Source organism: Neobacillus sp. SRL179 (genome assembly GCF_984799095.1).
On record NZ_OZ481792.1, the window covers coordinates 3,546,079 to 3,560,804 of the forward strand.

Sequence of the window (14,726 nt, forward strand, 5' to 3'; positions counted from 1 at the left end):
TTCTAGGCTATAATTGAAACTTTTAGCTCATTTGGTCGAACATGGAGAACATCGGCATCATAATAGATAAGACGATGACACCGACAACGCCTGCTAATAATACGATCATGATTGGCTCAATTAACGATTTAAGCCGGTCAGTAGATTGCTCTACTTCCTTTTCATAGAATTCGGCAATTTTAGATAGCATCGCATCCAATGCCCCAGTTCCCTCACCGATTGAAATCATTTGCGTTACCAATGGCGGGAAGGCCCAGTGACTTGTCATTGGCTCTGTCATCGACCGTCCTTTTTCAAGTGAATCTCTAGATTGGCGAATGACTTTAGAAATCACTTCATTTTCGACAACCTTTTCAACGATCGACATTGCTTGGAGAATCGGCACAGAACTTGAAAATAACGTGCTAAGTGTTCTCATCATTCGGGCTAATGCCGCTTTTTGCATCATTTTCCCGAAGATTGGCATTTTTAATAATGCATAATCCAAGTAGTATTTGGTTTGTTTATTTTTTTTAATATAGACAAAAAATAGCACAAGAACAATGACCATGAGTAAAACCAGCCACCAAGACTTTTGCATAAATTCACTAGAGGCTAACACAAATTTTGTAATAGATGGCAATTCTGCGCCCATATCCGCAAACATGGTCACAAATGTCGGTACTACTGATACTAGCAAAAAGATAACTGCACCAATCGCAAGTAAGCCAATTACGGCTGGATAGGTTAAAGCAGAAACGATCTTTTGCCTAGTGTAATGTTGTTTTTCAAAATCATCTGCTAGGTTTTCAAGTGTTTCATCCATGTTACCACTGACTTCGCCTGCTTTTACCATATTAATGAACATAGGCGAGAAAATCTTCTTGTGTTTCGAAATAGCATCTGAAAATTGATTTCCTTCCCGTAATTCTTGGTCAATCGCCATTAATGCCTTTTTTAAGCCTTTACTTTCAGTTTGGAAAGCAAGAATGGAAGTAGCTTCGACGATCGTAACGCCAGCTTTCAAAAGGGTAGAAAATTGTCTTAGGTAAATAACAAAATGCTCCAGTTTAACTGGATTTCCTAGGGTAATATCCATTGTCATCAGGGTTTCCGGTACTTCATTCATTTCGATAACTCTGATGCCATCTTCTTTTAGCTTGACCATTGCTTCTCGTCGTGAAGCTGCATTGATGGTGCCCTGTGTTTTTCCGTTCCGATTTCGTCCTTCATATTTAAATCTAGCCATTTTGCATCATCTTTTCATGGAGATATTGAGTGGCCGAATCTTTTTGTATAATACCCCGGTCCAATAAATCTCTAATACTCATTTCTAACGTGTGCATTCCTTGGGCACGTGAGGTTTGCATCGTACTTTCAATTTGATGGATCTTTTCATTTCTAATTAAATTGGCAATCGCCGGATTGTTCACCATAATTTCTGTTGCAGCACGTCTCCCCTTTTTATCAGCTGTCGGAAACAAGCGCTGGGAAATTACACCGACCAATACAGAGGCAAGCTGCACCCGTATTTGCGGCTGTTGTGCGGATGGAAACACATCGATGATCCGGTTAATCGTTGATGGTGCACTCGAAGTATGCAAGGTTCCTAACACAAGGTGACCCGTTTCTGCTGCCGTGATTGCAATTGACATCGTTTCCAAGTCCCGCATCTCACCGACAAGAATGACATCTGGGTCTTGGCGTAAAGCCCCTTTTAAGCCGCTTGCATACGATTTTGTATCAAAACCGACTTCACGCTGGTCGATAATGGAATTGCCATGTTTATGAAGATATTCGATTGGGTCTTCCAAGGTAATAATATGCTTGCGCATCGTTCTGTTCATATAATCAATCATCGAAGCAAGTGTGGTAGATTTTCCGCTTCCTGTTGGTCCCGTGACAAGGATCAACCCTTGCGGTTTCTCCACAAGTTTAGCCACGATATTTGGTAATTCCAACGCCTCGATGGTTGGGGTTTTAGAGGCTACTACCCTGAGGGCAATGGAAATACTCTTCCGCTGATGATAGGCATTAACACGAAAACGCGAAACTCCTGGGAGGCCATAGGAGAAGTCAAGCTCCCCTTTCTCGATAAATAAATCCCACATATGTTCTGGGACAATTACTCTCGCCATTTCTTCTGTATCAGCTGGCAGCAGTATTTCTTTCCCATATCGTTTTATGTCCCCGTTTATACGGAAGACCGGAGCGCTTCCTACTGTTAAATGAATATCGGATGCTTTAAACTCAAGGGCCGCACGTAGTATATTGTCAATTTTTTCACTCTTCATCCCATTACTCCTACTCCAGAATAGCTACACGTAAGACTTCTTCGGTTGTTGTTAAACCTTGTTTCACTTTTAATAATCCATCATCAATTAAAAAAATAGTTTTGTTTTTGATAGCAAGTTCTCTTAACTTTTGGAAGGAATCATCATTCATAATCACCCGCCGCATGTCATCACTTAAAACAAGCACTTCATGGAGGGCAATCCTTCCTTTATAACCGGTCATATTACAAGAGGAACAGCCTTTACCCCTTGTTATTTTATCTATTTTCATGCCCCGTCTGGCGAAAATGTCAATTTCCCGCTTGGTTGGTTCTTGCACCTCAGCACAATCACGGCAAACTTTACGAACTAAGCGTTGGGCAACAATGCCCGTTACTGAAGAGGCAATCATAAATGGTTCTACGCCCATATCAACCAGTCTTGTAACTGTACCCAATGAATCATTGGTGTGTAACGTACTCAATACTAAGTGTCCTGTTAGGGAGGCACGGATGGCAATTTCTGCCGTCTCTTTATCACGGATTTCCCCCACCATGATAATATTGGGATCTTGACGGAGAATAGAACGAAGACCGGCCGCAAAGGTCATCCCGACATTGGGATTCACTTGTATTTGATTGATTCCCTCTAACTGATACTCAACAGGATCTTCAATCGTAATGATATTGACTTGTTCGCTGTTTAATTTGTTTAGCGCCGCATAAAGGGTCGATGATTTACCCGAACCTGTTGGCCCAGTAATCAAGACAATCCCTGTCGGCTGTTCAATTAATTCATTAAACCGTTTGAAATTGAGTGTGTTAAAGCCAATTTTACTTAAATCATTTAAGGCCGCTCCCATATCGAGAAGCCGCATAACAATTTTCTCGCCGTATACGGTTGGCAAGGTCGAAACACGAAGGTCAATCGGATGATATTCAAGATTAAATTTGATCCGTCCATCTTGGGGGATCCGATGTTCGGTGATATCAAGATTCGCTAAAATCTTTATTCTGGCCGTTAACACACTTAACATATGACGAGGTAAGACCCGTTCCACTTTAAGAACACCGTCCACTCGGTAACGGACAACAACCTTCGTCTCATGGGGGTCAATATGAATATCACTCGCCTTTTGAATCACGGCATTGGTTAAAAGCAAATTCACCAAACGAACGATTGGTGAATCCTGGTCAGTAAAATCGTCTTCCCTGCCGCCGCGCTCATTAGCTGGAAGTTCATCAAATAATTCTTCTAATCCCTCATCGATATTGTAATATTTATTAATCGCCCGCAAGACATCTTCTTTTGTTGCAATGGCTGGTTCAATTTGGAATCCAGTTGATAAGCGCAAATCATCGATGACGATAAAATCCATGGGGTCTACCATGGCAACAAAAAGCTTATTTCCTTCTTTTTTTAAAGGAATAATCAAATTGCGCCGCGCTGTTTCCTTTGAAACAAGTGAAAAAAGGCTTGTATCAAAGGGGTATTGGAAAAGACTAATACTCGGGACACCTAATTGATATTCAAGGACTTCCACTAATTGTTGGTCTGTTAAATAGCCCCTTTGTAAAAGAACATCTCCCAGCTTTTGATTCGGACCTTTTTCATCTAATGCTGACTGAAGCTGTTCAGGTGTAATTAATCCTTCTTCAATTAATAGATCACCAAGTTTTTTTCGTGATTGTCTCATTTATGATCCCTGCTTTTTATTTTGGTTGTTCATTAGGTTTCCCCCATATGTCACTGTCACTATTTTCTCCTGTTTCAGTAGTAGAGGTTTTTTGATTATCGGTCGTAGTTGTAGGTTGGTTACTACTATCTGTCTGAGTTGTTGTTAAACCAGCAGCAGGGGTTGTAGTCTGCGTACTGCCTCCTAAACCATGTAATTCTACTTGATAAACGGGTGGGTAATAATCTTCTGAAATCAATTCACTCTTTATAAAACTTTCACCTTGATAGACATCTCTATAGACCTTAATGCTTAATCCATCAGCCCCGATTGTTTCAACCTTTGTTTTTCCTGTAAGGATCTGCGGACTATATTGAACAATCGTCTTTGTCGGTAACTTTTGTTCGTCTTTCACATTCACTTTATAACCGTATAGGAACTTTTCACCTTTTAAGGTTACCTTTAATTGATTATTTTCTAGTTTCATCTCAAGGACATATTTACCATTATTAGGATTGGTTATCACCAAATCAGCGTTATTACTTTGATTCACCATGGCTTCATATCCTAAGGCTGCATAATCCGGAAGCGTGTTGCTAATATTCTTCTCATCTATTGAAAAATTAGAAGGTAATATAGCTTGATAGATTCCAGTAGCCATAGCACTCAGGGCATTACTTTTAGTAATTTTATGTTCCTCGGCAAACTTTAACAATGAAAATGTCGATTCTGGCTGTATCTCAATCGAAGGATTTTTCTGAACAACGGTTTGCAAGTCCGTTGGGACATCCTTCATGGTAATCACAGCCGTATTTAAGACCTCATCCTTCTTGACCTTACTTGCAAGCAAGAATTCATCATGAAGGTTAAAACTATGTGCACCTGCTTCAAATAGTGATGCTGTTTCATTTAATTGATTCATGAGTTTATCTAGATCAAGATCGCTAGTTTTAATTTCTGGAAATAAAATTTCTATTTGCTCTTCTACCTGTACTTTCTCAACTGTTATGAACGCAGTATTTTTTTGTCCATCTTTAAGAGAAGAAATAGTTTGTTGTGAATCTATATGAAATTGATTTAAATCAAATGCAGCCGTTTTTTCTCCGTACTGCAATTGGATGGAAGTATCTTTAAGCCATGTGACATAACCTTTCTCCAACAAGCTTTTAGCTTCATCTTCTGTTTTCCCTGTAACATCCAATGTTCCAATCGTCGTACCCGTGGAAAATTTCCCATCGGCATTTTTTATATTTTCATAGGCTCTTGCGCCAAAATGAGAAAAGCTAAAGATAAATGCTGTACTGAAAAACAATACAACAAATAATTTTATCATTTGCTGATTCTTACCCAATATATTTGCCTCCCTAAACCACTAAAAGTTATTTTTGCAAGCTAACCTTTTTTTTCGTATTGGTTTCTTCCAATAATTCTTCACGATCAACTGCGGCTTCTTTTTCAGCAAGTAGAAAGTCGAATAAGTCGTCGTCCAAGAAATCTTCGTCAGCGAATGGGGCAGCATCTCTCTCTTCCTCATTAATGGTTGGGATTACATTCATTACTTCAAGAACGTCATCTTCCTCCAATAATCCTGTTTCTTCTTTAATTTCTTCTTGTTCTTCAAATTCAAGTAAACTTTCAAGTTCCGATAAATAACCAATTTCTTGCTTTGTGTCTATTTCCATATTTTCGACTACTTCTATTTCATGATCTCTTTCGGTTAGAAATGAAAGGTCCTCATCAATTGTATCAGGTTCGCTGTTACTGTTTATTTTCTTATTTACCATAATAAGAGGTAATTCGTCATTTTCTTCAAATACATTTTCAGCTATTAGGACTGTCTTTTCTTCAGCTTCAAGTAAACTTTCATGTTCCGCCAAATAGCCATCTTCTTGCTGTATATCTTCTACTAATTGTTGAGATACCTCTACTTCACTTTCTTTTTCAGGTAGTACTAGAAGTTCTTCAACATTAATGTTTTCTTCCATATCAGAGTTTATCGGTAATAGATCCTTTTCTAAATGAATAGTAGCGGCAGTACTTACTAATAAATTATCATCCATTACAAGCAAATTACTATCTTCTATGCTTTCTTTTTCGTGCTTAAGGTTAAAGTCATGTAAATCTTCATCTATTACTTGCTCAGGTCCTGAATTCTCCTTATTAAGGAACGATCCCAAACGACTATTCATAAAGTAGGCAACAAAAAAGACGAGCGCCAAAATGATTAATGCTGTTTGCCATAAAGGAAAAGTCGACACTGCAGCTAGTCCTCCAAGCGCCACTAAAAAACTAGCTAATACAACTAGGAACTTCCCCTTAAGGGTGTATCCCAAAGGTAAAAAAGATATTATTAACGTTAGTACAAGCATAGAACCTAAGGCCCATATCATTGACTGCATCCATTCACTCCGCCTTTTTATTAATGTTTAGTACTATTAAACTACATTTTACTTCAAACAGTTATATTTTTTATTGTTATCTTCTAAAATTAGACAAAATTCGTCTACTAAATATTGTATAATACAATTGAGTATTTTAAAAGAACTGGAATCATTTATGGGTAAAACTTACTAATAATTTTTATTTCTATATGATTAAATTAGTAGAAATTGATATTTCCCCTGAAGGGACGGTTAAGGTGATCATGAATCAAAATGAAAAAGGGGTTACGTTAATAGAGGTACTTTTATCAATTGTTATACTTTCTATTATACTTTTAACAACTATGAAATTTTTTCCACAAATGGGACTCCTGAATACCCAAAACCATGTAAAGACTCAAAGTATTAATACTGCAAAGGATATTCTGCTCGACTGGCAAAAGAAGAAAGAATTGGATGACTTTTTTAATACCCCTGATGTACTAATTATCCCTGAGTATAAACAAATTGAGGGAGATAACTATCTTTTTGAAACTACTAAAGGGGACTTTTTTGTAAAAATAACTATTAAAATAAATCCAAGTAGTCGGTCGAGTATTTATAACACGCATCTCATAAATGTTAAATTGTATAAATTGGATAAACGAGATTCTGTTGTAAGTCAAACTTACGGTTACGTTAAAATAAAGTAAGGAGATGACGTTATTGAATCAAGCCGAGCGTGGCTTAACGCTAATAGAGGTTTTAGCCACTTTAACCATTTTTTCGATTGTAAGTGTCATTATATGGAGTGTCTTTTTTCAAGGCTTTAATTTTTCTCAAAAAGCAGTTTCAAAAAATTTAATGATCCAAGAAACAAACCTTCTCGTTACCAATTTAACAAAAATCCATCAAACTTCCAGTGAGTATAAAATCATACCCTCTGGTGTTAATAATTGTGAAATTACCATAACCTCTAAAAAGTGGGATAAAGCGTCGAATAAGAATGTCGCCCAACCCAACCAGGTTTTGAGCCATTCCCAAATATGTTTCGATTTAGTTTTTGATATTAAGAATACTGAAGAAAACATAGATCCGGATTTAATCCTGCCAAATAAAAATGATGTTTCTCTCACTATTACTGCCAAGGACAAAAATCATTCTGAAAATAAGGTAAAAACGGACACATATCTCTATCGATTAAAGGGGGTTGGTTATTAGTGAACAATAAGACGAGTGAACAAGGTTATGCCCTTGTAACCGTAATGATTATTGTAACAGTGTTTACGATTTTGTTTCTTGCCTTTATGGGTCAAGCCTTTAACAGTGTAAAACAAAACCAAACAGTTGAAAAATCATCACAATCCGTAGCATTAGCAGAAATGGGTGTTTCCTATTATGATGTTGCCATCCAAAAAATTTTCGAAGATCTAAAAGGTGAAGTTAAAGAAAAAGTTGAAAATAAAACCTTTATAGAAGAGTCACAAATTATTGATTACTTGAAAACAGAATTAAGAACCCGAATAAAAAATATTCCCCCAACATCTGATTCAATCGATGATGGAGCATCTTTTACAATTGAAAAAAGTGTAAGTGATCAGAATAGTATTGATGAAGCAACTGATAAGATAAAGGTTACTACATCTGGAAATCTACTAAAAATAAATTTAATAGTTATCGGCTTAAAAAAAGACGATGATACTAAACTGGATGTAGAAATGGTGATTAATAACCTTTCTGATATAGATATTGTGACTACAGCACCTGAGAACCCGCCTGAAATTTCATTTGGTAAAGTTACAAAACCAGATAAAATTAACGTAGGATGCAATAACCCCACTTCGTTCAAGGATCTTAACAAAGAAACGGGTAATAGTGGTAATGGAAAAAGCGGTAATAGTGATTTAAACTTCACATGTCCCGGTGTTTATATAGACACACCCAATACTGCCAATGGAAGTAGAACTTATACAGAAAATAATAGTGTAGATGTTTCAAGTTTATACTCAATCATAGATTTGATTTTTACAAGCAACTTAAACAATTCGGGTTCAATAGACATTTACGCAAAATCACTTAAGATTGGCCAAAACTTCAATAATCCATCAGGTGTAACAGTTGAAACAAAAGAAAATCTCTCTATCGGCAGTAATATTAATGGGAATAATGTAAATAAATTGAATTTTTATGTGGGTGGACTTTTTTTTAGTGAAGGACAACTTAATTTACAAAAAGAATCTCATATACTAATAAGGGGAACTAGAACTCAAGAGGAGATTAACAATAAAATTGTCTCGAAAATTACGAAAGAATTGGACATTGATAGTACTTCTGCTGTATGTGTGAATGGTGATATAAAGGTTAGTTCAATAAATAATAACGGAGAATTTATTATTAGAGGAAAGATCTATAACTTGGATGGAACAACACCTTATAATACAGCTTTGATGGGGAAACCGCCTGTAATTGTAAATAGTAGTAACCAAAACTCCTTTCAAAAACAGTGTCTTAATACTTTTGAAGATGCATCAACAAACTCCATTGATTGGGGAAGTTTAACAAATACAATGGTTAATGATGTTGTTTATCAATAATAGTATATGCAAAATTTAAAACAGACTGCTGAACCTTATTTTTTGGTATAAAACAGTCTGTTTTTTATTGTTGTTAACCTATCCTATAATACGAAGAATACTGCCCAATGACCGTCAGTTGTTATTTTTCCCTAACCGCTGTTACATCACTGAAATTAGCCGTCGAAGCTGTTCCGCTCGTTTCAAAAAAGGATAAATCATCAATAATTGGCATGCCGTAAGTAATACTGCTGCCTCCGGAAACTTGAACTGAATTTGAGACAACAGATCCTGATAGTTTTGCCCCGTCCGAGAAGATTACATTCGCATTTGGGGCATACACCAAGCGAATATTTACAACGGTCCCACCAGAAAAGGTTAAATTCTTTCCTAGAGATACGATGTGACCTTGAAACCCTGCACCATTCGTAAATGTTACATCTGCTTGCTCTACAAATAAAGAGCTGTATACCTTTGTGCTGCCACCAAAATTTAAAGCTGTTGACCCCTTATAAAAAATCTCCAGTTTATCCGTTTTATCAGAACTATTAATGATACTCCCAGAACTCATTGTGAATTGATTATTCACATAAATTTTAAGTTTTCCAGTTCCAATAATATTAATATATCCATAAGGCAAATTTAACTGGTCCACAATTAAATTCCGATTACTGCTGCCAATGTTTATATTTAAGATCGCGCCTCTATCGAGTGTAATGGATGAATATTTCATATCCTGATCCATAGTTAAAGAAAGACTACCGGAAGATTTATTAATTACACCTTTATTGATCCCAATCGGAAAAGTCTGGGGAAATTCTGGCATAATAAATGAGGTCTTCGGTACCGGTGTCGGGGATTTTAAAACATTAGATGTCGAATTATAAATCACATCACTTTTCCCGTCTGGACCTACGTAAATATTTCCCGTAATATTGGCATTCCCGCCGAGGACAATGGATCTAGCTGTAGATGAATTAGTCCCTACAGCTCCATAAATAGTTTGCCCCCCTTTGCCGGACATATCGATTAAATTATCTACCAATACAGCTGTATTAAGCATTGCCTTAACCGTTTTTCCAGGATTCCAGATTATATTAAATGTCTTTTCCACAGTCCTTGAACGATGATCGATTGTTCCTTCAGAGGTAATGATGTAGTCTCTGGTCCCGGAATTTGTATTATAAGATGGTCCTTTAGATATTTTAACTTTTGCGGTCGGTTTCTGACCAAATGAGGTTTCAAAAATCCCATCAGGAACGGGTGTCCATTGATCTAATTTAAAAATTCCTTCAGCATCATTATAAAATTTATTCATATCGCTTCCCTTGTTAAGATCAGTGATACTTTTTTGAATATCGTTCATTTTATAGGTAATACCAGATTCAGCTATATAATAGGAAGATTGGTAGTTTTGTTCACCAGAGCTCATTTTCATATTATTGATCGCAAGCCCTGAAATGGCTAGTCCTAAAATTGAAATAACTACGAAAATCATGATTACGATAAGCAGGGCAGCGCCCTTCTCATTATTTGATAACATGATTGTTTTAAGCCTTTCCTTCATAAAATCACCCTAGTCTCTAATATAAATAATGGTTTCAGGAATAGATCCAATTGATAAGTTGATTTGATTGCCGCTTTTGGACACGGAAAATTTGTTAATATTTGAAAAAAAGGTCTCGTTATTTTTTTTTAGATTGGTACCATCTAGCTTATAAACATCTATTCCATTTATCGTTAATACATTTACAGCATTAACTTCAATCTTATTCGCCTTTCTAATTTCTTTTGTTATAAGATTGATGGCTAGTCGATCATTTGATTGTGTCTGTATTTCATTTGATTGAGCTTTCATTTGCGATTGTCCAAATAAATGCACAGAATTTGCTACAAGCAGGATGACTGATAGCAGAGTAATGGCTGCTAAAACTTCAACTAATGTCACACCATTTTCATTATTTTTCATCGACTCACCTATTTCCACGATAATAACATTTCCATTTGGGCTTCTTGATCAATTTTTTTATCATCCTTAAAGACCTTAACAATGACTTTTCCTAAACCAGAGGAGACATTTTTTAATTCAACGAACACATAAAAACCAGATTTGGTAAGTCCAAAACAATTGCTGCAAGAACTATCGGGTTTAAAGCTTTTTGCTTGAATAAGGGTTGATAAGTTTGCCAAGGAAGGTACAGATAAGGATTTATTCCAATTATAAATTTCCTCCATTTGCGTTTCTGCTAAATAGGTAGTGTCAGTAATATTCTTGGAAACCTTATTAACCTTTGTAGACTGTGTAAAGAAGGAGAGAAGAGAGATAATAATAATCGACAGGATTAACATTGAAGCTAGTATTTCAATTAAAGTTAAACCTTCTTGAGAGGAGAACCGTGAAGAAGGGTTTTTCATATATCTTAATCATCCTTTTATATTGATTAATTAGTAATAAAACACCAGATTTCTACATATTTCTACAAAATTTTAATAGTAGTTTATCAGCATTCTTTTTAGTAAGCAATACAAATATAGTACCATCATAAAAAATTAGTCATAAATTTGAATCTAAAAGACACAATTAAGGGACTTACTACCAGTCGTTAAAATCCAACTAATAGTAAGTCCCTTTTTAATGCTTTATTAATATAACTATTTAACAAGACGAATACTCTGCCACCCGATTCCTGCCCGCCCTTTTCGCTCCCACATACAACGCACGATCTGCATGTCGTATCAATGCCAATGAATCTTCCGCATCCTCTGGTGCAGTCGCAACTCCAATAGAAGCGGTAATCATTACTTGTTGCTGCATTAGGTCTAAGGACTCACGAATCGTAAATGGCCAATTCGCAATGGATTGTCTAATTAGTTCTGCCATTTTATAGGCTTCTTCCTTACTTACATCCGGTAAGAGAACAACAAATTCCTCTCCGCCATAGCGAGCAACTGTCCCTCTGCCTCCCATTAACTTCGTTAGTCTGTTCGCCATTTCACGAAGAATTTCATTTCCACTTTGATGTCCAAAGGTATCATTTACTTGTTTAAAGTGATCAATATCTAAGATGACTAGTGAAAGCATTTGACGTTCAAAGCTTGCTAACTTTTCGAATTCCCTTGTGAGCATGCCTTCAAAGTAGCGGTAATTATATAAATTTGTTAAGGCGCACCGTTCACTTTGTCGTTTTGTTTGCTCAAAATTGTTGGCGTTTTCAATTGCTACGGCAAGATGCGAACAAAGTATATCAATAATCATCAGCTGTGATTTATGGTAGGCACGTTTTCGCTTGGATGCTAGCATTAAGACACCGATCAATTTATTACTTCTTATAATGGGCACACCTAAAATACTTTCTGTGTCCCTTGGAATGGTACCAATATCAAATTGGCGCCACTCTTTCTTGGAATTAAATAAGAAGGATTTTTGTTTCGCCAAAACCATTCCGCTTATTCCTTTATTTTGCAGGAATGACTGATTTTCATTCGGCATAATAGCCCCAGCTTCCATCTGCCGAATTAATTGCAGCTCATCCCCCTTTGCCTCCAATATATAAGCATAATCCACAGGAATCATTTCCTTAATTTTCTGAATAAACAAATTGAGGACATCATCCACATATAAACGTTCAGCCAATTGATGACCAATTTCCGCAGCTTTTTGTAAATATTCATTAATTTTTTCACTAGAATAATAGAGATTAAAGATAATTGATAGACTGACAAAGGGGATTCCAACAAACAAAAGAGCTAATATATGTATCTCCATCTGATTGTAAAGAATGTATAACACAAAACCAATTGGGAGTGTGATAAATGTAGTAATGGTCTCGACGATGAAGTCTTTTCCAAAATAGGACTCCTTTATTTTGTATATAAAATAGAGGTTACATGAGAAAATAATTTGGTTCACCACATAGGAAGTTATTAAGTATAATACGGCAAGCCATAAGGACCTTGAGTCATCTGCAAGGTTAGGACCAGGCTCCCCGCCAAATATGATGTATAATAGACCACTAAAAAATGATACGATAAAAAACATAATCAAATTAAGCGGCAATCGGAAATATTCTCCCTTCCGAAGGACCCTTAATCTAAGAAGTAAAACAACAACTGCGATTTGGGCGAAGATTATTTCTACAAAAAGCCCAAACATTAAAAAGGTAGCCAGCGCCACCCATTGAATTAAAAAAATAAACATATCATTAATCACAATCGGAGTTGCAGCCACGACAGACGTTAACAGAAAAAAGGCTAACACATCTAACCAATGTCCAGAAAGTTCAGGAGGATAAGTTTTATAGGTGTACCACAATCCTGCTGGAACCAATAGGATCCAGACAAGAAAAATTGCTCGTTTCACTTGCGGTTTTACATCCATTTTTATCCTCCTCTCCAAACAATAGCATGGTAGTTAAAACTCAATTAATCGGAAATAAGTTTCTTAAAATAAAACCACAAAAAATATAGGAAGTATTTACTACATTTTAGTTAAAACTATGAATTCGAGATAACATTATTTTACCATTTTTACTATAGCTTGTCATAAGGAAATGTTAATATTTTTCAAATATTTACAAATAACTGGTTTTGCTTCGGAAATAAAATATAGAGAACCCGTCACCACCAGCATTTCGTTATCTCCTAAATCTTTTATTTCTTCTAATAGATAAGAAGGCCAGTCATCAACGGCAAGTTTATTGGGTGATTGGCTAATATTCAGCAAGTCTTCCGCTCTAGCTGCCCGTGGATAGTCAAAACTTACAAATGTGATTTGATCGGCGACTTTATCAAGTTTCGCAATCATCTCATCTAATTTCTTATCCCTTAATGCCGCAAATACAATTTGGATATTTCGATCCAAGAACCGATTTGATAGTTCATGGGTGAGTGCCGTAATTCCTTCTTTATTATGAGCCCCGTCAATAATCACAAGTGGCTGTTCAGAAAGAATTTCAAACCGGCCCGGCCAATAGGCATTTCTTAAGCCCTGCCTGATGGCATGTTCTGTAATGTTATAAGGGGTATGTTGATTTAAATATTGGGCAGCAAGAACAGCTAATGTAGCATTCTCTGTTTGATGCTGGCCGATCATATTAATTTCTACTTGATTTAATGGATGAAGCGAATGATTGATTGTGAATTTTTCACCCTTTGCATGTGATACATGTTCACCTATTGAAAACTCTTTATTTAATCTATAAATAGGTGCAGATTTCTTTGAAGCCTGCTCCTCGATTACACGTAATGCCCCAGGATGTTTAACTGCTGTAAAGACGGGCGTAGACTCTTTGATTATGCCTGCCTTTTCAAAGGCAATTTCCTCATACGTATTACCGAGGATATTGGTATGGTCTAATCCTATGTTTGTAATGACAGAGACTAAGGGATGAATAATATTAGTTGAATCAAACCTACCCCCTAACCCAACCTCATAAACGACAATGTCCACATTACTTAAATGGGCAAAATAATAGAAGGCCATGGCCGTGATGACCTCAAATTCAGTCGGTCCTCCAAGCTCCGTTTCTTCTAATTCATCTGCTAGCGGTCTAATCACATTAGTTAGTTGTAAAATCTCTTTATCAGTGATTGGTTTTCCATTAACACTAATTCGTTCATTAAATTGCTCAATATAAGGTGAGGTAAACGTTCCGACCGTATATCCCCCCGCTTGGAGAATCGACTGCAAGAAGGTAACGGTTGAGCCCTTGCCATTAGTGCCCCCCACATGGATTGATTTGATTTTATTTTCAGGATGGTCAAGCTTGTCCATCATCCATTCCATTCTTGTTAACCCTGGTTTAATCCCAAGCCTTAATCTCGCATGAATCCATTCTAGGGCTTCTTGATAGGTTGTAAACATTTT

Annotated in this window: 13 protein-coding genes; 3 read left to right on the forward strand and 10 right to left on the reverse strand. The window is 36.4% G+C overall.

Translation table 11 applies throughout. The features are described 5' to 3' along the window. Positions 1-22: 22 nt before the first annotated feature. The 5 genes from AC4E8C_RS17615 to AC4E8C_RS17635 are packed head-to-tail and all read right to left on the reverse strand — an operon-like array spanning position 23 to position 6,326. A complete protein-coding gene (locus AC4E8C_RS17615; RefSeq protein WP_490207960.1) occupies positions 23-1,228 on the reverse strand; it encodes a type II secretion system F family protein in 1,206 nt (401 codons plus the stop codon). Further along, entirely contained in the window at positions 1,221-2,273 is a 1,053-nt protein-coding gene (locus tag AC4E8C_RS17620) for a type IV pilus twitching motility protein PilT (RefSeq protein ID WP_490207961.1), read from the reverse strand. Before AC4E8C_RS17620 ends, AC4E8C_RS17615 begins: the two co-directional genes overlap by 8 nt. A gap of 10 nt (positions 2,274-2,283) precedes the next feature. Then, complete coding sequence (locus AC4E8C_RS17625) at positions 2,284-3,948, reverse strand: GspE/PulE family protein (protein WP_490207962.1); 1,665 nt, start codon at positions 3,946-3,948, stop codon at positions 2,284-2,286. A 16-nt stretch (positions 3,949-3,964) separates the two neighbouring features. Then, positions 3,965-5,278: a G5 domain-containing protein gene (locus AC4E8C_RS17630; RefSeq protein WP_490207963.1), complete on the reverse strand. Its 1,314-nt coding sequence runs from the start codon at positions 5,276-5,278 to the stop codon at positions 3,965-3,967. A gap of 28 nt (positions 5,279-5,306) precedes the next feature. Continuing rightward, positions 5,307-6,326, reverse strand: a complete 1,020-nt coding sequence (locus AC4E8C_RS17635; protein ID WP_490207964.1) for a hypothetical protein — start codon at positions 6,324-6,326, stop codon at positions 5,307-5,309. A 245-nt stretch (positions 6,327-6,571) separates the two neighbouring features. On the opposite strand from AC4E8C_RS17635, the gene AC4E8C_RS17640 reads away from it, so the two are divergent. The 3 genes from AC4E8C_RS17640 to AC4E8C_RS17650 are packed head-to-tail and all read left to right on the forward strand — an operon-like array spanning position 6,572 to position 8,881. Continuing rightward, positions 6,572-7,000, forward strand: a complete 429-nt coding sequence (locus AC4E8C_RS17640) for a type IV pilus modification PilV family protein (protein WP_490207965.1) — start codon at positions 6,572-6,574, stop codon at positions 6,998-7,000. 13 nt (positions 7,001-7,013) lie between these two features. Further along, the gene (locus tag AC4E8C_RS17645) at positions 7,014-7,508 is read left to right on the forward strand and encodes a prepilin-type N-terminal cleavage/methylation domain-containing protein (RefSeq protein ID WP_490207966.1); all 495 of its coding nucleotides are present in this window, start codon (positions 7,014-7,016) and stop codon (positions 7,506-7,508) included. Further along, positions 7,508-8,881, forward strand: a complete 1,374-nt coding sequence (locus tag AC4E8C_RS17650; RefSeq protein WP_490207967.1) for a hypothetical protein — start codon at positions 7,508-7,510, stop codon at positions 8,879-8,881. Before AC4E8C_RS17645 ends, AC4E8C_RS17650 begins: the two co-directional genes overlap by 1 nt. A gap of 121 nt (positions 8,882-9,002) precedes the next feature. On the opposite strand, the gene AC4E8C_RS17655 is transcribed toward AC4E8C_RS17650, so the two are convergent. The 5 genes from AC4E8C_RS17655 to AC4E8C_RS17675 all read right to left on the reverse strand — a co-directional run bounded on the left by AC4E8C_RS17655 (position 9,003) and on the right by AC4E8C_RS17675 (position 14,723). Further along, positions 9,003-10,427, reverse strand: a complete 1,425-nt coding sequence (locus AC4E8C_RS17655; protein WP_490207968.1) for a pilus assembly PilX N-terminal domain-containing protein — start codon at positions 10,425-10,427, stop codon at positions 9,003-9,005. Between the two features lie 9 nt (positions 10,428-10,436). Next, positions 10,437-10,847: a PilW family protein gene (locus AC4E8C_RS17660; RefSeq protein WP_490207969.1), complete on the reverse strand. Its 411-nt coding sequence runs from the start codon at positions 10,845-10,847 to the stop codon at positions 10,437-10,439. Beyond that, the gene (locus AC4E8C_RS17665; RefSeq protein ID WP_490207970.1) at positions 10,838-11,275 is read right to left on the reverse strand and encodes a prepilin-type N-terminal cleavage/methylation domain-containing protein; all 438 of its coding nucleotides are present in this window, start codon (positions 11,273-11,275) and stop codon (positions 10,838-10,840) included. Before AC4E8C_RS17665 ends, AC4E8C_RS17660 begins: the two co-directional genes overlap by 10 nt. Positions 11,276-11,516: 241 nt before the next feature. Next, complete coding sequence (locus tag AC4E8C_RS17670; RefSeq protein ID WP_490207971.1) at positions 11,517-13,238, reverse strand: sensor domain-containing diguanylate cyclase; 1,722 nt, start codon at positions 13,236-13,238, stop codon at positions 11,517-11,519. Between the two features lie 162 nt (positions 13,239-13,400). Then, positions 13,401-14,723, reverse strand: a complete 1,323-nt coding sequence (locus AC4E8C_RS17675) for a bifunctional folylpolyglutamate synthase/dihydrofolate synthase (protein ID WP_490207972.1) — start codon at positions 14,721-14,723, stop codon at positions 13,401-13,403. Positions 14,724-14,726: the final 3 nt, after the last annotated feature.

Coding starts and splice junctions, on each gene's coding strand:
- AC4E8C_RS17615 (WP_490207960.1), bottom strand. CDS start 1,228: ATGGCTAGATTTAAATATGAAGGACGAAATCGGAACGGAAAAACACAG.
- AC4E8C_RS17620 (WP_490207961.1), bottom strand. CDS start 2,273: ATGAAGAGTGAAAAAATTGACAATATACTACGTGCGGCCCTTGAGTTT.
- AC4E8C_RS17625 (WP_490207962.1), bottom strand. CDS start 3,948: ATGAGACAATCACGAAAAAAACTTGGTGATCTATTAATTGAAGAAGGA.
- AC4E8C_RS17635 (WP_490207964.1), bottom strand. CDS start 6,326: ATGCAGTCAATGATATGGGCCTTAGGTTCTATGCTTGTACTAACGTTA.
- AC4E8C_RS17640 (WP_490207965.1), top strand. CDS start 6,572: ATGAATCAAAATGAAAAAGGGGTTACGTTAATAGAGGTACTTTTATCA.
- AC4E8C_RS17655 (WP_490207968.1), bottom strand. CDS start 10,427: ATGAAGGAAAGGCTTAAAACAATCATGTTATCAAATAATGAGAAGGGC.
- AC4E8C_RS17665 (WP_490207970.1), bottom strand. CDS start 11,275: ATGAAAAACCCTTCTTCACGGTTCTCCTCTCAAGAAGGTTTAACTTTA.
- AC4E8C_RS17670 (WP_490207971.1), bottom strand. CDS start 13,238: ATGGATGTAAAACCGCAAGTGAAACGAGCAATTTTTCTTGTCTGGATC.
- AC4E8C_RS17675 (WP_490207972.1), bottom strand. CDS start 14,723: ATGTTTACAACCTATCAAGAAGCCCTAGAATGGATTCATGCGAGATTA.